The sequence below is a fragment of the Arenicella xantha genome, from assembly GCF_003315245.1.
In the GTDB taxonomy this organism is placed as follows: domain Bacteria; phylum Pseudomonadota; class Gammaproteobacteria; order Arenicellales; family Arenicellaceae; genus Arenicella; species Arenicella xantha.
The window spans coordinates 882,631-907,441 of the sequence record NZ_QNRT01000001.1; the positions used below are offsets into that span (position 1 = coordinate 882,631).

At 47.8% G+C, this 24,811-nt stretch carries 18 protein-coding genes; 8 read left to right on the forward strand and 10 right to left on the reverse strand.

What is annotated here, in order from left to right; genetic code table 11:
- Positions 1–7: 7 nt before the first annotated feature.
- A complete protein-coding gene (locus tag DFR28_RS03710; protein ID WP_113952938.1) occupies positions 8–1,267 on the reverse strand; it encodes a NupC/NupG family nucleoside CNT transporter in 1,260 nt (419 codons plus the stop codon).
- A gap of 262 nt (positions 1,268–1,529) precedes the next feature.
- Here DFR28_RS03710 and DFR28_RS03715 point away from each other — a divergent pair, with 262 nt between their 5' ends.
- Positions 1,530–4,697 (forward strand): TonB-dependent receptor, encoded by a 3,168-nt coding sequence (locus DFR28_RS03715; RefSeq protein ID WP_113952939.1) that lies wholly within the window; start codon positions 1,530–1,532, stop codon positions 4,695–4,697.
- A 105-nt stretch (positions 4,698–4,802) separates the two neighbouring features.
- Entirely contained in the window at positions 4,803–5,846 is a 1,044-nt protein-coding gene (locus tag DFR28_RS03720; RefSeq protein WP_113952940.1) for a hypothetical protein, read from the forward strand.
- Between the two features lie 15 nt (positions 5,847–5,861).
- On the opposite strand, the gene DFR28_RS03725 is transcribed toward DFR28_RS03720, so the two are convergent.
- The 4 genes from DFR28_RS03725 to DFR28_RS03740 all read right to left on the reverse strand — a co-directional run bounded on the left by DFR28_RS03725 (position 5,862) and on the right by DFR28_RS03740 (position 10,597).
- The gene (locus DFR28_RS03725; RefSeq protein WP_113952941.1) at positions 5,862–7,091 is read right to left on the reverse strand and encodes a NupC/NupG family nucleoside CNT transporter; all 1,230 of its coding nucleotides are present in this window, start codon (positions 7,089–7,091) and stop codon (positions 5,862–5,864) included.
- A gap of 29 nt (positions 7,092–7,120) precedes the next feature.
- The gene (gene udk, locus DFR28_RS03730; RefSeq protein ID WP_113952942.1) at positions 7,121–7,750 is read right to left on the reverse strand and encodes a uridine kinase; all 630 of its coding nucleotides are present in this window, start codon (positions 7,748–7,750) and stop codon (positions 7,121–7,123) included.
- A gap of 76 nt (positions 7,751–7,826) precedes the next feature.
- Positions 7,827–9,503 (reverse strand): gamma-glutamyltransferase, encoded by a 1,677-nt coding sequence (gene ggt, locus DFR28_RS03735; protein WP_113952943.1) that lies wholly within the window; start codon positions 9,501–9,503, stop codon positions 7,827–7,829.
- Between the two features lie 68 nt (positions 9,504–9,571).
- On the reverse strand, positions 9,572–10,597 hold the full coding sequence (locus tag DFR28_RS03740) for a hypothetical protein (RefSeq protein WP_113952944.1): 1,026 nt from the start codon (positions 10,595–10,597) through the stop codon (positions 9,572–9,574).
- A gap of 455 nt (positions 10,598–11,052) precedes the next feature.
- On the opposite strand from DFR28_RS03740, the gene DFR28_RS03750 reads away from it, so the two are divergent.
- The 6 genes from DFR28_RS03750 to DFR28_RS03775 all read left to right on the forward strand — a co-directional run bounded on the left by DFR28_RS03750 (position 11,053) and on the right by DFR28_RS03775 (position 19,878).
- The gene (locus DFR28_RS03750) at positions 11,053–12,183 is read left to right on the forward strand and encodes a zinc-binding dehydrogenase (RefSeq protein WP_113952946.1); all 1,131 of its coding nucleotides are present in this window, start codon (positions 11,053–11,055) and stop codon (positions 12,181–12,183) included.
- Positions 12,184–12,768: 585 nt separating this feature from the next.
- Positions 12,769–15,543, forward strand: a complete 2,775-nt coding sequence (locus DFR28_RS03755; protein ID WP_211316840.1) for a TonB-dependent receptor — start codon at positions 12,769–12,771, stop codon at positions 15,541–15,543.
- A 173-nt stretch (positions 15,544–15,716) separates the two neighbouring features.
- On the forward strand, positions 15,717–17,240 hold the full coding sequence (locus DFR28_RS03760) for a tryptophan halogenase family protein (protein WP_113952947.1): 1,524 nt from the start codon (positions 15,717–15,719) through the stop codon (positions 17,238–17,240).
- A 42-nt stretch (positions 17,241–17,282) separates the two neighbouring features.
- On the forward strand, positions 17,283–18,041 hold the full coding sequence (locus tag DFR28_RS03765; protein WP_113952948.1) for a SapC family protein: 759 nt from the start codon (positions 17,283–17,285) through the stop codon (positions 18,039–18,041).
- 75 nt (positions 18,042–18,116) lie between these two features.
- Positions 18,117–18,683 carry a hypothetical protein gene (locus tag DFR28_RS03770; RefSeq protein ID WP_147250917.1) on the forward strand — a complete coding sequence of 189 codons (567 nt, stop codon included), beginning with the start codon at positions 18,117–18,119 and terminating at the stop codon, positions 18,681–18,683.
- A gap of 316 nt (positions 18,684–18,999) precedes the next feature.
- Positions 19,000–19,878 carry an SDR family NAD(P)-dependent oxidoreductase gene (locus tag DFR28_RS03775; RefSeq protein WP_113952950.1) on the forward strand — a complete coding sequence of 293 codons (879 nt, stop codon included), beginning with the start codon at positions 19,000–19,002 and terminating at the stop codon, positions 19,876–19,878.
- Between the two features lie 70 nt (positions 19,879–19,948).
- Here the strand turns inward: DFR28_RS03775 and DFR28_RS03780 are convergent, their stop codons facing one another.
- From DFR28_RS03780 to DFR28_RS03800, 5 genes are all read right to left on the reverse strand, one after another.
- Positions 19,949–20,869, reverse strand: a complete 921-nt coding sequence (locus DFR28_RS03780; RefSeq protein WP_113952951.1) for a helix-turn-helix domain-containing protein — start codon at positions 20,867–20,869, stop codon at positions 19,949–19,951.
- A gap of 30 nt (positions 20,870–20,899) precedes the next feature.
- A complete protein-coding gene (locus DFR28_RS03785; protein WP_113952952.1) occupies positions 20,900–21,949 on the reverse strand; it encodes a ketoacyl-ACP synthase III in 1,050 nt (349 codons plus the stop codon).
- Positions 21,950–22,123: 174 nt separating this feature from the next.
- The gene (locus DFR28_RS03790) at positions 22,124–22,765 is read right to left on the reverse strand and encodes a TIGR04282 family arsenosugar biosynthesis glycosyltransferase (RefSeq protein ID WP_113952953.1); all 642 of its coding nucleotides are present in this window, start codon (positions 22,763–22,765) and stop codon (positions 22,124–22,126) included.
- Complete coding sequence (locus tag DFR28_RS03795) at positions 22,762–23,475, reverse strand: TIGR04283 family arsenosugar biosynthesis glycosyltransferase (RefSeq protein ID WP_211316841.1); 714 nt, start codon at positions 23,473–23,475, stop codon at positions 22,762–22,764. The genes DFR28_RS03790 and DFR28_RS03795 overlap by 4 nt, the downstream gene beginning before the upstream one ends.
- A complete protein-coding gene (locus DFR28_RS03800) occupies positions 23,462–24,667 on the reverse strand; it encodes an argininosuccinate synthase (protein WP_113952954.1) in 1,206 nt (401 codons plus the stop codon). Before DFR28_RS03800 ends, DFR28_RS03795 begins: the two co-directional genes overlap by 14 nt.
- Positions 24,668–24,811: the final 144 nt, after the last annotated feature.

Below are 24,811 nucleotides of genomic sequence, written 5' to 3' on the forward strand. Positions count from 1 at the left end.
CCGGAGACTAACTTAAGGTCAATACCCCTATCACGCTGGCGGTCATACATGTAGCCAAAGTACCACTAACGATACTTAATAGTCCTAATTGAGTAATCTCTTTGCGACGCTCTGGCGCCATGGCCGACAGCCCACCGATCAAGATCCCGAGACTTCCAAAATTGGCAAAACCGCAAAGGGCGTAACTGATCACCAAATCACTGCGTGGACTCAATGCGTCAGCGGGCAGTTGGCTCTGTTGAATAAATGCCAAAAATTCATTGAATATGGTTTTAACGCCCATCAAGGTTCCCGCCGTTGGCGCTTCATCCCAAGGAATACCCATCAACCAACATAATGGTGCCATGATCCAACCAAGAACACGCTCCAAAGACAGCGGCGCTCCAGCATAGTCGGGGAATAAGCCCAACATAGAGTTAGTCAGTGTGACCAAGGCAATGAAAGTAATAATTAATGCCAAAATACCCAGCATCATCTGCATGGCGCTGACCGCACCTTGGGTTATGGCGTCCATCGGACCGGAATAGTCGAAAGCCACCTCGGCATCCGATGAGGTCGGTTCACCATTTTGCGGCACCATCGTGAGCGAAATCATGACCGCCGCTGGCACACTCATAATCGACGCAGTCAAAATGTGGCCCACGGCATTCGAAATCACCTCATTGAGAAAGGTGGCATACAAAACCAACACAGTACCGGCAACCGTTGACATGCCGAGCGTCATCACCATAAAAAGCTCTGAATTGCTCAATTTTTTAATACTGTTGCGGATAAATAGCGGAGCTTCGATCATACCGATAAATATATTTGCCGCACCAGACAAGGCCACTGCGCCGCCAATGTTCAAAGTTCGCGTAAATATTTTTGCCAGTCCTTCAATTATCAACGGTAAAATTCGCCAATGCGACAACAATGCGGTCAGCGCGCCAATCACGATAATCAATGGAAATGCCTGAAAAGCAAGAATATAGCTGGTGCCTGGCCGCAGCTCATCAAACGGTAAATCACCACCACCAAGATAACCAAACACAAAAGAAGTTCCCGCTGTAGTAGCCGCTTGCAAGGCTAACACGGCTTGGTTCATTGCGCCGAACAGCGCTTGAAACAACGGCAACTTAAGGAATACCAGGGCTAATACCACTTGGAGGCATACCGCGGCGAGCCATAATTTGACATTGATGCGTCGTTGACCACGGCAAAATAGCAGTGCGATCAAAGGGAACGCAACGAGGCCCAATGCGCTTTGAAGATTTGGAAGGTAGTCCATTCGAGAGTGTCGTCATATTGGAGAAGGGCCAACTTTACTTTGCTTTGGCCAAGCTCACAACAAATAAGCGTGATATGCCCGATATCTGATTATAAGTATTACCCCAGGTTATTAGACGCGCTGTAACTTTTCTGCAACACTTCGCATGTATAAAAACAACAATTAACGCCCACGTTAAATTTAGTTCATACACTCTCTGTTGTTTTTTGAGTGTTTCCACGTCAACGCAACCGGACTCACTATCGTCCAGAGGTCGCTTATCATGTCGCATAGACTTGCCATTGGCTTTTCTAAAGCCTTAACCTTAATCGTGCTTGGTCTGTTTACGACCGCTGCTCTTGCGCAGAGCACAACATCCTCAATCCGCGGAAAACTGCTGGATACCAGCGGTAATCCAGTCAGCAACGCCGAAGTAGTAGTTACTGACCAACGTACTGGCTCAACTCGCCGGGTAAGCTCGAACGACTCCGGTACGTTCTTCGCTTCAAACCTAGTTGTTGGTGGTCCTTACAAAGTATCTATCAATGGCAGCAAAACTGTTGAAGTAGAGAACATCGCTCTTGGCGATATCTACCAATTGAATATCGACGACCTTCCAGTTGCAGGCGCTGCCGCCAGCACCATGGAAGAAGTCGTAGTGACAGGTAAATCGCTTGGACTCGAAGATGTAGCTTCAGGCCCATCAGCCGTGTTCTCTTTATACGACCTTGAAACAGCTGTCGCTTTCGACCGTGACATCAAAGACGTATTCAGCAACGACCCACGCATCAATTTGGATGACTCAAGCCGCGGCGCCGGCGTTAACTGTGCGGGTAAAAACCCACGCTTTAACGGTATTTCGATCGATGGCGTTTCACAAAATGACCGCTTCGGTTTAAACAGCAACGGCTACGCAACAGCGAATGGTCAGCCATTTCCGTTTGACGCGATATCACAAGTATCGGTAGAACTAGCGCCATTTGACGTCACTTACGGTGGCTTCTCAGCTTGCGCGATCAACGCGGTAACTAAGTCAGGTAGCAACGAGTGGTTTGGTAATGCGTTCTACGAATATTCAAGCGACAGCTTTCGTGGCGATCGCATTGATGTCGACGGACAACAAATCGACGTCGGTGGCGGCCAAGACTACACCGAAGAGACCTTAGGTTTCACTCTTGGTGGTCCAGTTATTAAAGACAAGTTGTTCTTCTTCCTTTCTTACGAACAAGAAGAGTCTCCTCGCTTTACTGCACAGGGCTACAACGGATCAGGCAATGGTTCAGAGCGCGACTGGTTAAGTGAAGCTGACTACAGCCGAATTCTTAATGCCGCGCAAAGCATTTACGGTTATGACCCAGGTGGTCAACCTGGTGAAGGCTTAAACGATGTTGACAAGTTATTGGCCCGCCTAGATTGGGACATTAACGACCAACACCGTATGTCGTTGATTTATAACCAATTCGAAGGCTTCGAAGATCGTGCTTCTGACGGCGATTCTTACGAATTTGAATTCTCAAATCACTTCTACCGTAAAGGCAGCGATCTCAGCACCACCGTGTTGAAATTGAACTCGCAGTGGACAGACACTTTATCAACTGAGTTGTTCATCGGCCGCAATGAGTTAGAAGACTCACAAGTTACCGTTGGCGACCCAGATTTCGCTGACTTCCAAATCAGCATCAATCGCGATGTGGTTTACCTTGGTGCGGATGACTCACGTCAAGCCAACGCATTAAACTACTCATCTGATTTAATCAAATTCAACTTGCAATATTTAGCTGGTGATCACGTGATTACTGCTGGTTTTGAACAAGATGAGTTAGACGTATTCAACCAGTTCGTGCAACATTCACGCGGCGGTGAGTACGACTTCTTCGACGATTCATTCGATGGCGGCTTAAGCGGTATTGAAAAGTTTGAGCAAGGCTTACCTGATCGCATCTACTACGGTAGCGCCGGTGGCAGCAATGATGCCAACGATGCAGCGGCCAGCTTCACAACAACTAAGCGTTCACTGTTCATTCAAGATGAGTATTTCTTTGATGACTTAGGCTTAACCGTTGTTGGTGGCTTACGTTATGAAAAATTCAGCATTGATGACCGCCCTGTATTCAACCCTGCTTTCACCGCAGCCAACGGCGTTGCTAACAATGCCAACATTGACGGCGTTGACCTGTTAATGCCACGTTTGGGCTTCACTTGGGACCTCACCGATACAACTACTCTACGTGGTGGTGTTGGGGTATTCGCAGGCGGCAATCCAAACGTTTGGATTTCAAACTCGTATAGCAACGATGGTATTACCAACGTTCAATTACAACGCTCATTTGACGACTCAATATTCAACCTTCCGTTGAGCGGCGCGGGTCGCCCTGGTTTCGACGTACCACAATCGATGGTTGATGAAGTAGCTAACACTTCTGTTGATTCAGCGGCTACCAGCAACTTGGCATTGGTTGATCCAAACTACGAGCAGCCAAACGAGTTGAAATTCGCGATTGGTGCAACGTTTGATGTGTCTGATGAACTTTCAATCGACACTGATCTTTTGTATTCGAAGCAACGTGATTCAGCAGTTTATGTTGACTTATCGCAAGATGTAGTTGGCCGTACTCAATACGGCGCGCCGATTTATGCAAGCGTACGTGGCAGTGACAACTACATGCTGACTAACTCAAGCAACGATGCCAACTCATACACCTTATCGGTAGCATTGCGTCAAGCCTTTGAGTCAGGTGCCGAACTAAGCTTAGGTTATGCGTACAGCGAAGCTGAAGACGTAGCGGGCATGAACTCCTCAGTCGCAGGCTCTAACTTTGACGGTGTTGCTACTAGCAACCCGAATAACGTTGAAGCTGGCATCTCGGAGTACAATACTCAGCACCGCTTGACTATGAAATTCAACACCGAGAAAAACTTTTTCGGCAATTTGAATACACGCTTCTCAGTCTACGGCGTATTAAAAGAAGGCCAAGGCACTAGCTACACAATGAGCAATACCGGCCTTGAAGACAATGGGTTCGGAAATCGCCAGTTGTTATATGTACCTCGCACAAATGATACTGCGGTACTGTATGGCGAAGGGTTTGATCGTGCTTCTTTCGATGCATTCATTGCCTCTGAAGGTTTGGCTCGCGGACAATTTGTTGGTCGTAACGAAGCTGACTCAAAAGCCAGTGCTCGCCTCGACTTACGAATTGATCAAGAGCTACCAAGCATTGGTGGTTTCGAGCCGCGTTTGTACCTAAAAGTTAACAACCTTCTAAACATGTTAAACAACAGCTGGGGCGCTCAATATGACGCTCAATTCGTTAGCGAACAAGCCGTTGAAACCAGCGTGAATAGCGATGGTCAATTAGTATTCGAACGATTCGCTGATCCGTCTACTAGCGTACTTATCGAAGATTTCTCAGTATGGGAAGCTCGTGTTGGTATTGAAGTAAAGTTCTAATCTCACTTTACTGTATGTTTAAAAGAGGGTCAGCGTTCGCTGGCCCTTTTTTTTGACTGCACGTATTTCGACACAAGCAACTGGCTGTTGTATTAAAATTTAATGATGAAATTAAGAACCTTACTGATCGCTACCCTACTTTGCGTAACCACCTTATCAATATCAATCGCTGCACCGGAAAGCGCAGTCACGTTGATCCCATTAGCAGCACCCTTGGATCGGCCCGATGCTGAAATCTCTGGCCTAGCTTGGTGTGGCGACACGCTAATCGTCATGCCACAGTATCCCGACCGACTGTCAGGCGATGAAGAAAGCCATTTTTTCGGAATCGATAAGGCCGACATCTACGCTTACCTTAACGGCGAGTCATCAACACCACTGCGTGCCACGCCAATAACACTCATTGAAGGCGACTTACGCAAACGCGTGCCTATTTTTGACGGCTATGAGGCGCTCGCTTGCGATGACAATCAATTGTGGCTAAGCATCGAGGCCGTTAACTTACTGTCTGTGTACCAAGGTTACGTGGTGAAAGCCAATATCAGCTTAAACGACCCAACTCCACACATAACGATAGACTCCAAGCAGCTATGGAATATTGATTCGGCTAGTCGTATGCACAACATGGGCGAAGAAGCGATGCTGTTAGCCCATGGAAAAGTGATTACGTTTCATGAAATTAACGACCCGCGTTTAGTCAAATCAGCCCGCGCATCAGTGATTGATCCAAGCACTGCACAACAAAGCCATATTGACTTCCCACACCTACCATTTCGCGTCACCGACAGTACAGCCCTAGATCAAAATAATCGGTTTTGGCTGATGAACTATAAGTACAGTGGTGACAAATTCAGCCGCTCAGCAAGAGATCCTCTAGTTGAACAATACGGTGAAGGCGCAACGCATGCGGAATTTTATAATGTCGAACGACTAGTAGAATTTGAGCTCACGGCGCACGGGATCACTCGGCTACAACAGCCGCCGATCCAGCTGCAAATGTTGGGCAAAGAAGGCCGCAACTGGGAAGGTTTAGTGCGGCTGGACGATATCGGCTTTTTAGTCGCGACCGACAAACATCCAGCAACTCTATTTGGTTTTATCGCGCTACCAAGCCCTAGCCAAGTGAAGACCAAGCCAAGCTCGGACTAGCAACATCAGTAACGCTTAGGCCAACGACAAAAAGAAACCCGCAATGGCCGCACTCATTAAGTTTGCCATAAATGCGGCGGATACTGCGCGCAACCCCATTCTGGCTACATCTGAGCGCCGATGTGGCGCTATTGTTGCGAGCCCACCGAGCAATATGGCAATCGAAGAAAAATTAGCGAAACCACACAAGGCAAACGTAATGACCGCTTTCGAATGTGCACTTAGTGCATCAGCCTGCTCCGCAAAGCCGACGAATGCTATAAATTCATTAAGCACCAATTTCTGACCAATCAAACTGCCGGCTACCGAGCTCTCTTCCCACGGCACGCCCAACAAAAAGGCTACTGGCTTAAACAGCACGCCAAGCACCAACTGCATCGACAGTTCCGGCATACCGGCTAAACCGCCAACCCAGCCGAGCAAACCATTGAGCATTGCGATTAGCGCAACAAAGGCTATCAACATCGCACCAATATTAACCGCCAGCTGCAAACCCGCTGCCGCGCCACCGGCGGCGGCATCAATAACATTAGCGTATTGATCATGCTCTTCTTTGATTACTTCTTCATGATCATTCACTTCAGTCGTTTCCGGCATCAGTAGCTTAGCCATCAAAAAGCCACCAGGCGCTGCCATAAAGCTAGCTGCCAACAAATACTTCATCTCAACGCCAAGCGCAACGTAGCCCGCTAACACCGACCCAGCCACGGTTGCCATTCCACCAACCATAACGGCAAACAATTCAGAGTTGCTCATCTTGCCAACAAACGGCTTGATCACCAATGGTGCTTCGGTTTGACTAACAAATATATTGGCCGTCGCTGACATTGATTCAGCACGACTGGTGCCCAATAACTTTTGCAGCGCACCACCAATGGCGCGAATAATCCATCCCATAATGCCGATGTAGTACAGCACTGACACCAAGCTTGAGAAAAATATGATGATAGGTAAAACCTGAAACGCAAACACGAATCCAATATTGGGGCTGCCGCTGCTTCCCAAGTTACCAAATAGGAAGCTGATACCTGATTGAGCATAGCCGAGCACACCAGACACGCCACCAGAGATGCTTTCCAGCACCGACTTCCCAAAAGGGAAGTACAGCGCAAACGCGCCGATCAAAAACTGTAGCAAGAATGCCACCACTATGGTGCGCCAGTTAATCGAACTCCGATACTTGGAAAATACGATCGCCACGAGCAACAACGTAGCGATACCCAACAAACTAATCAATGTGGTCAATGCAGCATCCTCTGAAATTTTTTATTTACTCAATTGGCAAGCGTCGATCGAATATTATGTTTGACCATATCGATTGCAACTCGGTTTTTACCGCCGCCGGTAACTACGATATCAGCATGCTGCTTACAGGGCTCAATAAATTCATAATACATTGGCCGCACCGTGTTTTCGTACTGCTCGGCGATAGAATCAAAACTCCGGCCGCGCTCACGCATATCGCGCTCAATTCGACGCAACAGACACACATCAAGCGGGGTATCTATAAAAGCTTTAATGTCAAAGAAATCGCGCAATGCCGGGTTAGTTAACAGCAAGATCCCCTCAACGATGACCACGCCAGCCGGTGGAACGCGGCGCGTATTGAGCGAGCGATTATGCTGCGTGAAATCATAAATTGGCACATCGATTGCTTCGCCGGCCCGCAGTGATTCAAGATGCGATAACAATAAATCATGCTCAAATGCATCAGGATGATCATAATTGGTTTTTTCGCGTAGCTTAACCGGCAAATGGCTCTGGTCACGATAGTACGCATCCTCTTCAAGCACAGCCAACGAACTGCCACCGAGTTCGGCGCTTAACTCGTTATAGACCGTTTGCGTGAATAATGTTTTGCCGGAAGCGGATGCCCCAACAATGGCAATGATGGATTGGGCCAACCCAACCTCCTAAATAACTGCGTTTGTGACGTGGGGCTAACCTTATCATGAGTCACCCTTTCAATTAATACTTAGCTCACTCAATCACACCCGAAACACCAATTCCTCGAGGATCGGATGCAGCGTCGGTGTCTCCTAAGCGGTGATGAATCAATTGCACGTCACCAAATTCCCAAGCATGAGGCTCTACTCTATATCCCCTTTCAATTAATTCAGTGCGTGTCGACTCAGGTAGTGGAAAGCGAATACTGGTGGTTACCAACTCGGGCGGTAACAATTGATGATGAAAGCGACTCGCACTGACAGCGTCAGTCGCGCTCATATCATTATCGATTACATTGACGATCCCTTGGAATACCGAGGTGAAGATAGTCGATCCGCCGGGCGTGCCAACCACCACACGCACGCCCGTGTCGTCGAGCAGAATAGTTGGACTCATCGACGACAACATGCGCTTAGCCGGTTGTATCTCATTAGCCGACCCACCAACGACCCCATATACATTGGCGACCCCTGGCTTAATGCTAAAGTCATCCATCTCGTTATTAAGCAAAAACCCCGCGCCTTCAACGACCACGCCGCTGCCGTAGCTCCAGTTAATTGTGTAAGTATTAGATACTGCATTGCCCCACTGATCCATAATCGAGTAGTGCGTGGTACTCGGCGGCTCCAAGCCTGGTACAACCGACTCAAGCTGACTAATGGTGTCGAGCTGAACTTCGCTCGCACGTGCTTCAATATAGGCGTCGCTAATGAGCTGCTTAATTGGCACATCGACAAAGTCTGGATCGCCAAAATACTGCGCACGATCGGCAAATACTCGCTTCTCCATTTCGGCGATTAAGTGCACATATTGTGGAGAATTGAGCGACAACTTATCGAACTCAGGATCTAGCAATGCCTTCATCTTAAGTAACTGTATGACCGCAAAACCGCCGGAACTCGGTGGTGGTGCCGTAACGACTTCAAACTCTCGCCAATTAGCCACCAATGGTTCGCGCCACACAGATTGATATCCGATTAAATCTTGTTCGGTGATCAAACCACCATCACGAACAGATTGCGCGACAATCATCCGGGCAGTTTCTCCTGAGTAAAAATCCGCTGGGCCATGCTGGGCAATACGCTGCAAGACCTTAGCTAACTCCGGCTGCACAAACTTGCCCGCTTGCTGCATAGCACCAAAGTGCTCGGCAAAATTAACCTGTCCATCAAACCACTCAATGGCATCCTTAACTTCACCGGCTGTTTGCGGATGGACATCAAAACCTTGCTCTGCAAGTTGAATCGCAGGTTCTAACAAGCGTTGCCACGGCAAACGCCCAAACCTCTGATGTGCTCGCCACAGACCATCAACGGTGCCTGGCACACCGGCGGCTCGTATCCCAACCAAACTAGCACGATCGACCACTTCGCCAGTCGCATCCAAATACATGTCTCGATGCGCTGCCAACGGCGCTTTTTCACGATAATCCAAGAAATAGTTCTGACCCTCGAAGCGAGTCAGAAGAAATCCACCGCCACCAATATTACCAGCCTCAGGAAACGTGACCGCCAGCGTGAAGCCAGCAGCGACAGCGGCATCTATCGCATTACCACCTTCGCGCAGCACCGCCTCGACCACCTGTGCGGAATATTTGTCTGGCATCGCATAAGCCGCCGCTTGAGTCTGCTGTCGGTCAACTGGCTGGGATACACAGGCAGAAAGCGCAAGTGCAATTAGAGATATACAGAAAAAATGTAGACGGAGCATAGGCGTAGCGTAAGCATTTTCAAAAATCTAAGGATCTTCAAAAATACTCTAATAGCTAGAAATGGCAACTACTCTTTGGGCAAATATCCTTGTAGGCCGGTAAAACTGTCCACTACACATCGTTGCTTTTTACCGAGCTCACCTAGATTAAACCTCGGCGCTTTAGCCGAATCGACTTGGTAGCTCATGTCCGAGAACTCATCGACAAATTCCTTATTAGTCGCCCGCACACGGCGAGTACGACTAGAAAACTCAGCGATCGCGATGGGCGACAAATTCTGGCTAAAACGCGCAAAGCCTAAAAATCTAAGGTGTTCTTCTAACCAGCGATCACTCTCGGCCAAACAAGCGTTAAACACGCTATGCAACACATGATCAAGCTCCAAATTTTGACACACGAAGGTAATCTGGCGACCCATCAAATCGTTAAAGTGTGATGTTGGAGAACCGGAAACCAGAATTATCGACAGTACGTAAGCGCTGCTAATCGCTGCGATTTCAGACAACTCAATTTGACAACCATCTATGCTGACACGGCTGAGTAAATCCTTTAACGCGTCGGGCCCATCTAAACGCTGCTTAGCGGATTTCAGCACATCACTATTACCGGCCATCAGCGGCAAGTCTTGATGACAATTAAACGGCGTCGCCTTAGCACCGGCCACCGCCCGGACAACGAAAAGCTCCCGCAACTCATGCTCCCGAGCTTTCTTTACCGCTAACAAAGCGGTTTGTACGATTTCGGAAGTAGGCGTGCTCGGCTCGATCAACCAACGTCGGCCATAGACGATTTTTGGCTCATTGCTTGCGACTCCTTGCCGCGGGTAGTTTTCAACGCCGAGTACGCCAACAACTATGAACAACAATCCTGAATCCTGTCCGGCAAAAAGCAAATAGTCTTTTGGTAATGATATTTCTGCTAAGACATTTTCAAGGTTTTCCAACGTTCGCTCAACCTTGAGAAACTGCTGAGGCACCGCCATCGCCCCATTTTGCAAACGGATTGTTGGCGCACAGTTAAGCGGCGTCTCGCCAAACCGGTTTGGTTGTGGCAGAGATGTGGGTCGTACAGTTTTAAATAGTGGCACACTCATGATGCACTCCAAGACCTAGAAACAGGCTGAATTATCACGATTGATTCTTAAATATTTGTGAAAGTGGCCAACTAATTGTGAAACTTTCACCGTTTTTCTGGAAAACCTAACAATACTAGGTGTCAACATGGTGCCAATCAAGATGATCTAGGTAGCCATGATCGCTCTCGACATGACCACCTCCTCTAATAGTCAGGCGCCTCATAATTCAGATAGCAGCAACAACACAAAAAAAGAGTTTAATCACATAGCTAAACTGGTTTTCAGTTCCGCAGAATTTAAGTGTAACGTGCGCAATACCGCCGATTAACGCTTTGCGAAAGCTCAACTTGATATACCTTACTATTTCACTAAATCCGGTAACTGTATTTGCCAGAAGGCGATTTGTCATACACAATGTCTTGCTGAAAATTACTTGATCGACACCGCTTGAGTTAACTTAAAGGACACATTCCATGAACACAATGCATCAACTTTTCTCGACTATCACCGCCGACGGTGAGCTGCAATTTGCGCTTTTAGAGCGCGATATCCCCACGCCTAAAGCCCACGAGGTGGTGGTTAAAATAGAAGCGGCTCCGATAAACCCATCTGATATGTGGCCGATGTTTGGCCCAGCTGATTTATCGCAAGCCAAATTGACCTTTGATGCCAATGAGCGCGCAATGACTGCACCATTGTTTCCAGGTATGGCCGCTCGCGTCCACTCACGGCTAGATCAAACTTTACCAGTCGGCAATGAAGGCGCGGGTACAGTGATCGCCACCGGCGACAGCGACGCGGCGCAAGCCCTGATGGGCAAGACCGTGGGCATCATTTCTGGGGCAACCTATGCCACTTATTGCTGCGTGCCAGCACAAGCCTGTATTGCACATCATGACAGCACTACTGCGGAACAAGCAGCGTCTTCATTTGTAAATCCGCTTACCGCACTTGGCATGGTCGACACTATGCGAATGGAAGGTCATTCCGCCATTGTGCATACCGCGGCTGCTTCGAGTTTAGGCCAAATGCTCAACAAAATTTGCCAAGCTGAAGATGTGCCACTGGTAAACGTTGTGCGTAAAGCTGAGCAAGTCGAGATTCTTAAAAATCTTGGCGCAAAGCATATCGTTAACTCCAGTGATGAGACCTTCAAAAAAGATTTGTATAAGGCAATTGACGCGACCGGCGCGACATTGGCATTTGACGCAATCGGCGGCGGTGACTTAGTCAGCGATATCTTAAGCGCCATGGAACGCTCCGGCAGCAAAGATATTAAAGGCTTTAACACTTACGGGTCACCTGATCATAAACAAGCCTATATATACGGTGGACTGGACTTTTCGCCAACTGTTTTAAATCGCGCTTACGGTATGTCATGGGGCGTAGGTGGATGGTTACTCATGCGCTTTTTGTCTAAGCTTCAACCGAATCGCATTATGGAACTACACAAACGAGTCGCGGATGAAATCAATACGACATTTGCTAACCCGTTCACTGCGGAACTAAGCTTTAAGGAAGCGATGGATCCCGCTACCGCGATTAAGTACAACGCCAAGAAAACTGGTGAAAAATACTTCATCAATCCAGCCAAAGATTTATAGTTTTTTTGTAACGAGGGGCACTCGCCCCTCGTTGTCAGTTAGTACCCCCTCCTAATTCATTGTCTGCACGGCTCTACCGCCTAAGTAAACGCTCCGCCATCTCTGCATATCGCATCGCCAGAGCACGAACTACCCACGTCTGAGTACACTGTTCGACCAGTCGATGTAGCCGGCACCAACTCGAATTCTCAAAGCTCAATAACGGTGCATCAAGCGACAAACATGAACCAATATTGTGCAACCACCCCTCCATATGCCGCAAGTCCATTTGATTGTGTCTTATTTATATGATAAAACAGATGAATCAGTCATTGAATGCATTGAGAGAGCCGCTTGTTTTACCTTGTTATGAGGTGAGCAATTTAGAGCAGCCAAAATGCTTGTCGATGATTGATATGACTAAAACTAATCTGAGAGGAATTAGTTTTTAGACATTGGTACGCAGAAAACAAGGCGTCTTTCGGGAGAGGAAATTCATAACTAGGCATTCCACCTAAGGTGGCCTCCTCGCTGCTCGAAACCTCGTTCGCTGTTGCCGCAATCAATTTCTGAACACAGACATTCTTAAATCAAAGGAGCACAGTTATGCAAAACAATCGTACTCACAGCAAGCGCAAAGCCCTCACCAGAACGGCTATCGCTATCGCTGTTTCGGGCGCCATCCCAATGATGGCACCGCAAACCGCGTCAGCTCAAGCCGAGGCGTTAGAAGAAATCGTCGTTACCGGCATTCGAAGCAGTATTAAGCGCGCACAAGACATCAAGCGTGATGCGTCTGGCGTAGTCGATTCAATCGCTGCGGAAGATCTAGGTAAATTCCCCGACCTCAATGTGGCTGAATCATTACAACGTATTCCAGGGGTTTCTATAGATCGTTCTGCTGGTGAAGGCCAGCAAGTGACCGTGCGAGGCCTTGGCCCTCAGTTCAACACAGTTCTTATGAACGGACGCCAAATTGCTACTGATTCGGGCGGCCGAGAGTTCAATTTCGATGTCCTAGCTTCCGAGCAAATTACTGGTGCGGATGTATACAAAAGCGGTAACTCGACCTTGCAAGAAGGCGGCATCGGCGCAACCATTAATTTGAAGACAGCACGACCGCTGGATACCCCTGGTTTGCAAGTGGCCGGTTCGGTTAAAGCGATCTATGAAAGCTTGTCAGAAGACACAACACCAGCGGCCTCAGTTCTTATCAGCAACACCTTCGCAGATGACACTGTGGGCGTTGCCTTAGCGGTAAGTCACCAAGAGCGAAATGTTCAAACCAACGGCATCGGCACCGCTGGCTGGCGCTCTGGACAGACAATCTCGAATCGCAATGATGGCGTATTATTCGAGAACGCCTATATTCCGCGTAACTGGGACCAAATTGTCGATCAACAAGAACGTACCCGCACCAATGCCAGTTTGGTATTGCAGTACGCACCATCAGACGACCTAACCATCACTCTTGATGGTTTCCAATCTAAGTTTGAAGTCGACTCTTTAGTAACTGACTTAGCATCGTGGTTTGAGCCTGATCGAGTAGGCAGTGGTACGATTGACCCAACTACCGGCACGCTTCTGAGCTTTACACAAGGCGTTGGCTTACACCAAGGATCAGGCGACCCAGCCAGTGATTTCGTGTCCTCTACACGTAATAGCCGAGACTCTACCACCGACGGTTTTGGTTTAAACGTAGATTGGGCTATAAATGATAAGCTAACCGGAACACTCGACGTATCAACTTCGTCAGCTGAAAATGATCAAGCTGGTCGAAACCGTTTCAATGTTGTCGGCATTATCAACAGCTACTCATTTAACGGTAACCCTGGTGGCATTGCGACAGTCCAACATGATGGCTTTGAAAACGGCTCGCTACCAAGCGAAGACCGCACTCGCATGCACTACAACGAGAAAAGTGGCACCACCAACCAAGACGAAATCGACCAAGTTAAACTCGATTTCGTGTATGACATGGACTCAGACATCGTCCAAAGCATCAAATTTGGTGCTGCATCCACGTCACGTGAAAACAGTCGCTTTCAAATCACTGGCAGTCAGTGTGCTTTTTGCGGTTATCAAGTGGCCGCTCCCAATAGCACGATTGGGCTAGCTCCATTTACTGTTGAAAATTTCTTCCCTGGCTTGATCGACACATTTTATAGCTATGATGGTGATGCCTACATAGATTATCTAGCGTCGACCGGTAACCCAATCGTTCCTACTCTGCAAAATAACCGCTTCACGATTAATGAAGATGTAACTGCCTTGTATGCCGATGTTACTTTCAATCTCGCTGTAGGAGAAATGCCGTTAACCCTAAATGTTGGTGGTCGCTACGCCGAAACTGACATAGACGTAACCGCGGTACAAAGCTTTGTTAGTGACGTGGTGCCAACCAGTGATTTAACGTTGTTCGCCAATCGATTTGGTCCAGCAACCGACATTACTGAAAGCGGTAAGTACGATCACTTTTTACCTAACATTAACGCTAAGTTAGAGCTCAATGATTCAATGCTGTTGCGCTTTGCCGCGTACGAGTCGTTAACACGACCAACACTGTCACAACTGTCTCCGGCAACAACGTTTAATGAGCCTCGTCGCCAAAACTTGACAGCTCAAGGCGGTAACCAAGCGTTAGAGCCATTTGAGTCGACAAACTTTGACTTCGGATTTGAATGGTACTACGGCGACAGCAACGTATTCTCTGCCGTGTATTTCAACAAAGATGTTGGTAACTTTATAACCACTCTAACCGGCTCTGAAACATTCATTCTAGCTGACCGGAGTGCCGCCAATGGCTTCCGTTGTGCCGACGCATTGTGCGCACCAGGCGCTTTAATTCCCGGACAAGACTTTGTCGCTACTACTGAAGAATTAATCGGCGAATCAGAAGTGTATACCGTGGCACGCCCACAAAATGGCAAGTCAGCTAAGGTTGATGGCTTTGAAATCGCGATTACTCACCTGTTTGACAATGGCTTCGGCATCTCAGCTAACGCCACCTTTGTTGATAGCAACGTTAGCTTGGGTAGCGACACCACTGAGCGTTTCGCATTAGAAGGTCTCGGCGATTCTCAAAACCTGATCGTGTTCTACGAAGCTGATAGCTGGCAGGCTCGAATAGCCTATAACAATCGTGAGGCGTTCTTGCGTCAAATCGACAATGGCTTCAATGGCGAGCCGGTTAACACCAGTGATTTTGGTCAAGTCGACATCAGCGCGAGCTATGATATCAACGACATGCTAACCGTATTCTTCGAAGGCATTAACGTCACCGAAGAAGAGTTGGTGCAAACCGGCCGATTCGCAGTACAAACCTTCAATATTCAGGACAACGGATCGCGTTATGCGGTTGGTATCCGAGGTAAGTTCTAGCGCAAATCAGTGACGGTCGCCTAAGACACGACCGTCACTACTAGAAAGTCTAGTTGGCCCGCGCAGCTCCTACGCGGGCCTTTTTTTATGGTAACTTTTCGCGTAATCAATATCCTTAATCCCGTAGTATTGGGCAGCATGAACGATTGTCGAGAATCAACACGAGTTTAGCCATGTCAAAAGAAATAAAATCGATTGCCATTATCGGTGGCGGCACCGCTGGTTGGCTAACTGCCGCTATTATTGCCGCGCATCATAAAAGCAATGATCCCAATGCGCTAAAAGTCACATTGGTTGAAGCCTCGGATATTCCAACCGTGGGGGTCGGCGAAGGCACCTGGCCGACCATGAAGAACACGATTCATCGTATTGGCCTTAAAGAGAGCGAGTTGTTCGCCAAATGTCATGCTGCGTTTAAACAAGGCGGCAAATTCGTCGACTGGGTTCACGGGAATGGTGACTTCTACTACCATCCATTTACCGTTCCATTGGGCTACGGTCGCATTGATTTAGCACCCTATGTTTCGCAAATCGAGGACTTTGCCATCGAGTCCAACTTTCAGCACCACATTTGCGAAGCTGGACTCGCGCCCCGATCATTGTCGGAAGGCGAATATCAAGGCCAATGTAATTACGCCTATCATTTAGACGCCGGCGCATTTGCCCAAGTGCTAAAAGAGTTCTGCAAGAATGAACTAAACGTCGCTCACCAAATCGGCACGGTTGGCGATGTCACACTTGGCAATGACGGCGCTATCGAATCGGTTTTATTAAATGATGGAGGCACAGTATCGGCGGACCTGTATGTCGATTGCACAGGATTCAGCTCACTGTTACTCGGAAAACACTTAAACGTGCCATTCGTATCCGCCGACCAATATTTGTTTAACGATTCAGCCTTATCCGCGCATATTCCGTACACCGATGAACAAGATCCGATCGTAACTCACACGGTTGCGACCGCGCAAAACGCCGGTTGGATCTGGGACATAGGCTTGACTCACCGTCGCGGGGTTGGACATGTGTACGCCAGCGAGTATTTAAGTGACGATGAAGCTGAAGCTAATTTACGCCGCTACTTAGGCCCTCAGAGCGACCAACTAAGCGCCCGAAAAATATCCTTTAGCTCTGGACACCGAGCGCAGTTTTGGAAAAAGAATTGTGTCGCCGTAGGCATGTCAGCAGGTTTTGTCGAACCGCTTGAGGCTACCGCGATCATGTTGGTCGAGGTGGCGGCGCGATACATCGCTGAAAACTTACCGCCCGACACCAGCATCATGCGTATTACTGAAAAACGCTTCAATGAACAGATGGACTATCGCTGGCGACGCATCATAGATTTCTTAAAGCTTCATTACATGCTCACGAAAAGAACCGAACCGTATTGGCAAGCACACACTGAAAGCGATAGTATTCCAGACTCGCTGAAAGAAGACTTAGAGATTTGGGGCCACCGCGGTCCGGTCAACTCTGACTTTGACAGTGCGGTGGAGTTGTTTCCCGCCGCGAGCTATCAGTACGTGATGTATGGAATGGGGTTCAAACCTGACTTTTCTCGACAGGCGTACTTGTATCAGGAGCAACAGAAAGCCCAGCGTATCATGCAGCAGAACCGGCAAATTACCGAACAAATGCTTAAGTCGCTGCCGGCCCACCGCGATCTAATTGATCGTTGGATGGCCAGTACACAACGCTAATAACGAACAAGCACAACAATAACAAACGGATGAGACACAGCCATGGCTGAACTAAAAGAACTAAACCCCAAAGATCACGGCAACCTCAAGGTAGCGCCCAATTGCGCAATCAAGGTGGCACAAAAACAGCATTTAATTAACCTAAAAGTTAATGAAATTGGCCATGCTATGACAAGCTTCCCAGTGTTTCTTACTCGCGTAAGCGACCAAAGCGATTGGGCGATCTCAGCGATTACTAGTTTTGAAATCGATTCCAACCTATTTGTCAAAGATGACGCCTGGCAAGCTAGTTACCAACCTACTGGCATGCAGACTTACCCATTTTTCTTGATGAATTCGCCGAGCGAAAAGGGGCAATTCACAATGGGTATCGACGAAACCAACCCGGCCTTTAACACTGAAGACGGTCAGTCTTTATTCGAAGAAAATGACAAGGCAACTGAATACCTAAGTCAAGTTACCGCACAACTTCAGAACGACATCAAAAACGAGATACACAGCTATCGATTTATGCAGAAACTCGATGAGCTGGGACTAATAAAACCGATGGATTTACTAGTTTTCTATAACGAAGGTGCGGTAAATACTCTAAAAGGATTACACACAATTGATGAAGAGAAATTGCAAACCATGGACATCAGCGCAATTGACGACCTTCGCACGAGTGGCTACCTCGGCCCGGTATACGGCTTGTTAATGTCAATTTTTCAGCTTAATGCAATGATCAAGCGACATAACGAGTACGGCGATCTACGCCGCGTTGGCCAAGTCAAACTAGAAGCGCCAAAACCAAGTGCCTAACATTTGCAATGAGCCTGGCGTGGATCTCACACCAGTCTCGCTTGCTCACGACATCACCGTAACCGGAGAACCTTAATGACCAAATTATACGGCAACCTTTTTTCTCGACGCGCAATCCTACTTGGGCTGACATCCCTCTTTATGCTGGGCGGTTCATCATCACTGTACGCAAAAGTAAGCGTCGGACAGCAATATTTCACTCAGTACAATATTTGGGTAGAGAAAGAAAAGCATGTCACTACCAATTACAGTCGCGGCGAACTGATTCCGCTCAACACGGCTGTTACAGTAGAGTCAATCGGCGGAAAGACCATGGTGTTGGACGTTGATGGCCGCAAGATTATGATCGAAAACGTAAGAAAATTTACCTTGCGGGATATTAAGCAAATAGCCGAAGAAATGCTGGCACCGAACAAGGTCTCACTTGCGTCGTTTGCAAAAGACCGCCAATTGGACATCCAAAGCGGCATATTACGGCTTGGCATGTCAAAAGAACAAGCCATTATGACTCGAGGTTATCCACCAAGACACAAAACACCAACCACGAATGCCAACCAATGGGTCTATTGGACTAGCCGCTTCGTACAACTTACCATCGTTTTTGAAAACGGCAAGTTAACGCGCGGACGCGGCCTGTACTAAGCAAAGCAGGTGTTTATTTGGATCAACACCCTATTGCACTAGTGCTTACAGGAATGAGCCTATCAAGTGATATCTTCCGATAGGCTCACTTCCGGCGCACGCATAAAATCACATTTTTATAGACCGCTAATTACTTAACGCGGTCGAGTTAACTATTACCCCGCCAAGCAATAAGGCGACGTCATTAGCTAATAATTTGCGCTTAGTACGTCGGAGACAAATTGTCCAATAATCGACCATAAAGCGCGGCTTTTTCATCCTTTCTACTAAAAAGCCCCTTACAATGACGGCTCACAAGAATTTCACGAGATAACTCATGACAGATTACAACGGTAAGACGGCCGTCATCAGTGGCGGCGCTGAAGGGATAGGCTTAAGTATTGCAGTCGCGCTGGGCGAGCAAGGGATGAATATTGTATTGGGCGACATCGATCCGGCTCAACTAGCGTTAGCGGAAGAAACCTTAAGCAAACAAGGCGTACCAGTGTTGGTACTAGAAATGGATGTCACCAAGCCCCAGGACTGGCAGCGCGTAACAGAACAAGCTATCGAACGCTTCGGAAAAATTCACATGCTGGTGAACAACGCTGGCGTTAGTGGCGCACCAGGTCCCATTGAGCACACCAAGCATGATGACTGGCGTTGGGTTATTGACACAAATTTAATGGGCGTAGTCTATGGCGCCGAGAGCGTCGTACCGTTAATCAAGCAACACGGTGAAGGTGGTTGGCTTATCAATGTTGCGTCGATGGCAGGCATGATGGGCGTACCATATGCCAACGCTTATACGGCCACCAAGGTCGCCGTGGTAGGTATGTCCGAATCTTGGTATGCCGAATTGAAAAAGCACAATATCCACGTGTCCGTACTTTGCCCAGCCTTTGTACAAACTCGGATCCATTTGTCGCACCGCAATCGGCAGACCCAGTATAAAGATGATGCACCACGCTCTGAACGTAGCTCAGGTGGCAAAAACCAAGCTCAAGAATTAGTTGAAAACGGCATCCCTGTGGAAATCGTTGGTAAGCGCGTCGTCGAAGCGCTGAATGCCAATGAACTGTATATATTCACACACCCTAGTCATCGAGAGATTACTAAACAACGGGCAGAGGCAATTGACGCAGCGTTTGCACGCGCAGCCGACAGTCCGTTACTACAAGACATTGACGATCAACCGATCTTTAGTTTCGAGTAAAGCCGAGGAATTAGAGTCAACCTTAGGCCAATAGCGTGACCAGCATTCTAAATGCCGTCACGCTAATGGTTTATGACTCTTTGTCTTGAACACTAATACCGTGTTTCTTAGCCATTGAATAAATGGTGGTGCGTTTCATGCCTAGAACTCTAGCCGTTTTTGAAACATTGTTACCGAAACGATCTAAGTTATGCTGCAACAACTGTCGCTCGAACTGATCTTTAGCCTCTTTTAAACTAACCTCATCGGACAAATACTGGGTCGTAAGGTCGGCCACAATATTAGCTGTTAGGCGTCGTTCAGAAGGCTTAAGAAATCGACCGATATCAGTCAGACCATGCACCGTTTCACTACGTAAGGTCAATATCAAAAATGCGCTGGAAGCCAACGGTATTATTAATGCTGCCGAAAAGTGAAAACCAAGCTGCATGATAACTAATACCGCAATACTAGCTAGCACCATAGGTAAAATGGCCACCACGCTATACAAGCACTGAATTTGTACCTGCTGCTTACTGGCCCGCAGGTATCCCCACCATAAGATACCCATAGCGGCAAAATACATAAACACGGTAAAAGCTTGGAAAACAAAATAATAGGGCCCGCGTACAGCGGTTATGGTGTAACCAATTGACTCCGCTCCAGCGACAATGAAATTCGTCATCAAGGATAACGCAGCCAACACCAACGCGACTACTACTAAGCTATAGGACAAAAACTTGGTTTGACCACGCGCACTGACTTCGAGCGCATACAGCCCAATATAAGCAAGCGCAAAGAACGATACCGCGTAATAAACACGCAGCATATATTCAGACGCCATGCCACTGAACAAGCCAAGAATTACTAGCACCTCTGTGAGATTATGCAAGGCAAAAATACATACCATCGCCATGAAAATCCGAGAGGTACCTTGACCGTCGCGCGCTAAAAATATAACGGACAGCTTGAGCAATAACGCCAGCATTGCTGGCAATACAAAATATTCCATACTAAATTGTCTTCCAAACCCGTATTTGTTTTACATTTGGTATCCAAACTCTCCTACAACTAACCCTGAGCCCGAATGAATACCGCCAATACGATCTCCTTTACGCACCTTACCATTTTTTAGCAATTTGGCATAGTTAAGGGGGAAGGTTGCCGATGCAATGTTACCTAATTTGTGGTATGTCTTGATCATGCGCTGCTCCGGCACGGTGCTAAAAGTGGAAAACTTCTCAAATGGACGGCGACCAGTCTGGTGACTCAGCACCCAGTCGAACTGATCCCAGCCCAGTTGCTGCAAAGTGTCATTAATGATGCGTCGATGCATCCAAATAGACGCTCCCACGATCGGCCCCATTTTCATCTGCCCTTCAATAGAACCGTCACCATTGACGCGATAAAAACATTTCTCAGCATGGGAACTGTCTGTCTTGGTATTAAACAGCTCAAACCCACAGTTCTCGCCATAGCCAGCCTGCCCTAGGATCACCGCTCCACCAGCATCCCCGACCGACAACGCGCCAATAATATCCATCGCTTGGTCTTTGCTCAGATTAGTTTGGAGCTTTGCCATTGCCGCGCGTAACACGCGACTTGGAATCTCGCCGGTCACCACCAACGCGTAATCGGTCGATCCGCTTTTGATAAAGTGATTTGCAATCTCAATACCGTGCATAAAACCAAAGCATGCATTCGATACGTCGAACGCATGATCCGCCTTCAAGCCCAGCGCGCTTTGAATTGTATGCGCTGTCGCTGGTTCGGATTGGTCACGCTCAATGCCACAGAAAATCACCAATCCTATTTTCGCAGGATCGAGATTGGGACAGTTTGCAATAGCTTCTCGAGCAGCAGGAATCGCTAATGTTGACGGTAATACGCCCGCCGGCGCCACTCGACGTTCTTTGATACCCATATCGTTTGCCATCCAGTCCAAACGAATACCGTAGCGTTGCTCAGATTGAAACTCCTCAAAAAGGTGTGTTGACTTAACCACCTCATCAGGAAGATGCGTCCCTACAGATAGTATCTTGATGTTATTACTAAGTTTTTTTTGGAAACCAAAAGAAGAATGATAATTCATATAAAACCTCACACATATTTAAAAATTGAATTAAATTGGAGGTTTACTGTAGCGTAACTAGACGATTTGACCGCTCAACCGAGAGTCGAACCGCAGATAATAATGTGAATTAAGGCGCCGAATACTGACGCGCTTTTTTAGTGCGCTGTAGAAGTCAGCGCAACAAGGCGAGCTTTAGAGAATTAGACCCTCAGAGGATAGGTATTCTCGTAGATCATCAAACTGATCCAACACAGCAATAAGATCATTCCATTCATCAATATCATTCAAAGAATCTAGCTCATGCAAAGACAATCCCAACGTTGCAGCCGACTGCATGGTTTGTGACAACACATCAGCAGTCCCCCATGGCTTATCTAAAAACAACGCATTCGCGGGCTGAGCTAGACCCAGCAAATAATAGCCACCATCGTCACTTGGTGCGATAACGGACTCGCCCTGTTGCAGTCGTTCAAATGCAGTGACATAGGTGGCCGCAGCCGTATGCGGCGCATCACAACCCATCACCACCGCGGGGTAGCCAAAGGAATGTAATGCGTGACGCATTTTTTCGCCAAGATCGCCATCCGTTTGTACCGTCATGCGCACTGGGTAACGAGTCTGCATGGTTTCAAAAAAAGAATGGTGCTCATCCAGCCACACACTCAGATAAACCGACCCAGGCCAATGGCGAGTAGCAGCTTGAATGGATGCCTCCATCAGATAACTGGCTATGTACGCGGCTTGCTGTGCCGAACAATGTGATTGTAAACGCGTTTTCACCTTACCGGGAATCGGCGCTTTCGCGAACAGAATTAGCGGAATATCGGCATTCATCGCGGGTCAAGGTAACGACGCTTAAGCACTTCGGGCGACACGCCAAAATAGAAAGCCAAACGAAATAGCCACATCTGCAACACGGTTTTTACTACCCCATGTTGTTGCCAACGTCGAGCGCTGGTGGTGACTTTCAGTTTTGAACAGTACGGTTTAACCGTTGATTTTAGCTGCTTACAAAACGCCACATCTTCCATTAGCGGCAGCTCAGGATATCTACCAATTTGCTCAAATAAACCACGTCTAATAAACAGCGCTTGATCGCCGGTTGCAATGCTAGTTAAGCGTGAACGGCCATTAATGAAAAAAGCAATAATTCGCATCGCGAGTAAGTCGCTATCAAACTGCACGTCGAAGCGGCCCCAATCTTTGGCCTTTTTAACCTCGATCACGGCATTTGGTGGCAGTCGTGTATCTGCATGCAGAAACAATAAGACATCTTTACTCGCCACCGATGCACCGGCGTTCATTTGCTTGGCTCGCCCCATAGCACTATAAACTACGCGAAAATTAGCCGGTAATTCGACTAATAATTCGCGTGTTCCATCAGTGCTGCCACCATCAACCAATATGACTTGGTCAGCTTGCTGCTCAATCAAGTGTTCAAGCAAATACGGTAAGCTAGCTACTTCATTCAAAATTGGAACAATAATTGCCCAATTCTGCTGTCCGGCTATGTCGCGGCTGGGTTGATGCTTAACGTTTGGCACCAATCCGTAAACGTAGCGCGTTTAACTTAATGAAGCCCTCAGCATCAGCTTGATTGTACGCGCCCTCGTCATCTTCAAAGGTGGCGATGCGCTCATCAAACAACGAGTCTTTTTCTGATTGGCGACCAGCAATAGACACATTTCCTTTATACAATTTAACCCGAACCGTGCCGTTCACGTGTCGTTGCGATGCATCGATCATAGTCTGCATCATTTCTCGCTCAGGGCTCCACCAATAACCGTTATAGATCATCGACGCGTATTTCGGCATCAATTCATCTTTAAGGTGCGCAACTTCACGATCAAGAGTGAGCGACTCGATGGCACGATGCGCGCGTAGCATGATGGTTCCTGCAGGGGTTTCATAACAGCCACGCGACTTCATACCAACGTAACGATTCTCAACGATATCATCGCGCCCGATGCCATGCTCACCGCCGACTTTGTTCAACCACTCCATCACCGCCGAAGGTGACTTAGGCCGACCATTAATCGCCACGATATCGCCTTGCGAAAATTCCAGCTCAACATATTGCGCTTGATCCGGCGCTTCTTCGGGAGAAACGGTCCAGCGCCACATATCTGATTCTGCTTCCGCCCAAGGGTCTTCCAGGATCCCGCCCTCATAGGAAATGTGTAACAAATTTGCATCCATCGAATACTGCGACTTGCCGTCAGCTTTTTTCTCAACCGAGATATTGTGTTGCGCGGCATAACTCATCAACTTTTCACGCGAATTGAGATCCCACATGCGCCACGGAGCAATAATTTTGATATCCGGTCTTAAGGCATACGCACCGAGCTCAAAGCGCACTTGATCATTACCCTTGCCTGTTGCGCCATGCGATATAGCATCAGCACCAGTTTCATTGGCAATTTCGATCAAACGCTTGGCAATAAGTGGGCGAGCAATTGAGGTGCCGAGTCGATACTCACCTTCATAGATGGCATTGGCACGCATCATTGGATACACATAGTCGCGCGCAAACTCCTCACGCAGGTCATCAATATAAATGCTCTTAACCCCCATCGCTTCTGCTTTCGCACGCGCTGGCTCAACCTCTTCTCCTTGGCCAATATCAGCCGTAAAGGTAACCACCTCACAATCGTACTCTTCCTGAAGCCATTTCAAGATAATCGACGTATCGAGGCCGCCAGAGTAAGCGAGGACAACTTTTTTAATATCAGACATGATTTGAGTGTTGGATTAAAGGTCTTATAGAACCGCGTAGTGTCTGGTTTTATACCAAAAAGGTCAAGCCGCTGCAGGCTTGATGCTAAGACAAGCCGTGCGCAAATCACTAAAACCGTGTATAAAAAGGGGCGGTAGCTACAC

Excerpts from the sequence above, each read along its gene's own strand:
- DFR28_RS03760 (WP_113952947.1), top strand. The coding sequence starts at position 15,717 with ATGTCAAAAGAAATAAAATCGATTGCCATTATCGGTGGCGGCACCGCT.
- DFR28_RS03765 (WP_113952948.1), top strand. The coding sequence starts at position 17,283 with ATGGCTGAACTAAAAGAACTAAACCCCAAAGATCACGGCAACCTCAAG.
- DFR28_RS03750 (WP_113952946.1), top strand. The coding sequence starts at position 11,053 with ATGAACACAATGCATCAACTTTTCTCGACTATCACCGCCGACGGTGAG.
- DFR28_RS03775 (WP_113952950.1), top strand. The coding sequence starts at position 19,000 with ATGACAGATTACAACGGTAAGACGGCCGTCATCAGTGGCGGCGCTGAA.
- ggt (WP_113952943.1), bottom strand. The coding sequence starts at position 9,503 with ATGCTCCGTCTACATTTTTTCTGTATATCTCTAATTGCACTTGCGCTT.
- DFR28_RS03785 (WP_113952952.1), bottom strand. The coding sequence starts at position 21,949 with ATGAATTATCATTCTTCTTTTGGTTTCCAAAAAAAACTTAGTAATAAC.
- DFR28_RS03770 (WP_147250917.1), top strand. The coding sequence starts at position 18,117 with ATGACCAAATTATACGGCAACCTTTTTTCTCGACGCGCAATCCTACTT.
- DFR28_RS03780 (WP_113952951.1), bottom strand. The coding sequence starts at position 20,869 with ATGGAATATTTTGTATTGCCAGCAATGCTGGCGTTATTGCTCAAGCTG.
- DFR28_RS03720 (WP_113952940.1), top strand. The coding sequence starts at position 4,803 with ATGAAATTAAGAACCTTACTGATCGCTACCCTACTTTGCGTAACCACC.
- DFR28_RS03755 (WP_211316840.1), top strand. The coding sequence starts at position 12,769 with ATGCAAAACAATCGTACTCACAGCAAGCGCAAAGCCCTCACCAGAACG.
- DFR28_RS03740 (WP_113952944.1), bottom strand. The coding sequence starts at position 10,597 with ATGAGTGTGCCACTATTTAAAACTGTACGACCCACATCTCTGCCACAA.
- DFR28_RS03715 (WP_113952939.1), top strand. The coding sequence starts at position 1,530 with ATGTCGCATAGACTTGCCATTGGCTTTTCTAAAGCCTTAACCTTAATC.
- DFR28_RS03710 (WP_113952938.1), bottom strand. The coding sequence starts at position 1,267 with ATGGACTACCTTCCAAATCTTCAAAGCGCATTGGGCCTCGTTGCGTTC.
- DFR28_RS03800 (WP_113952954.1), bottom strand. The coding sequence starts at position 24,667 with ATGTCTGATATTAAAAAAGTTGTCCTCGCTTACTCTGGCGGCCTCGAT.
- DFR28_RS03790 (WP_113952953.1), bottom strand. The coding sequence starts at position 22,765 with ATGAATGCCGATATTCCGCTAATTCTGTTCGCGAAAGCGCCGATTCCC.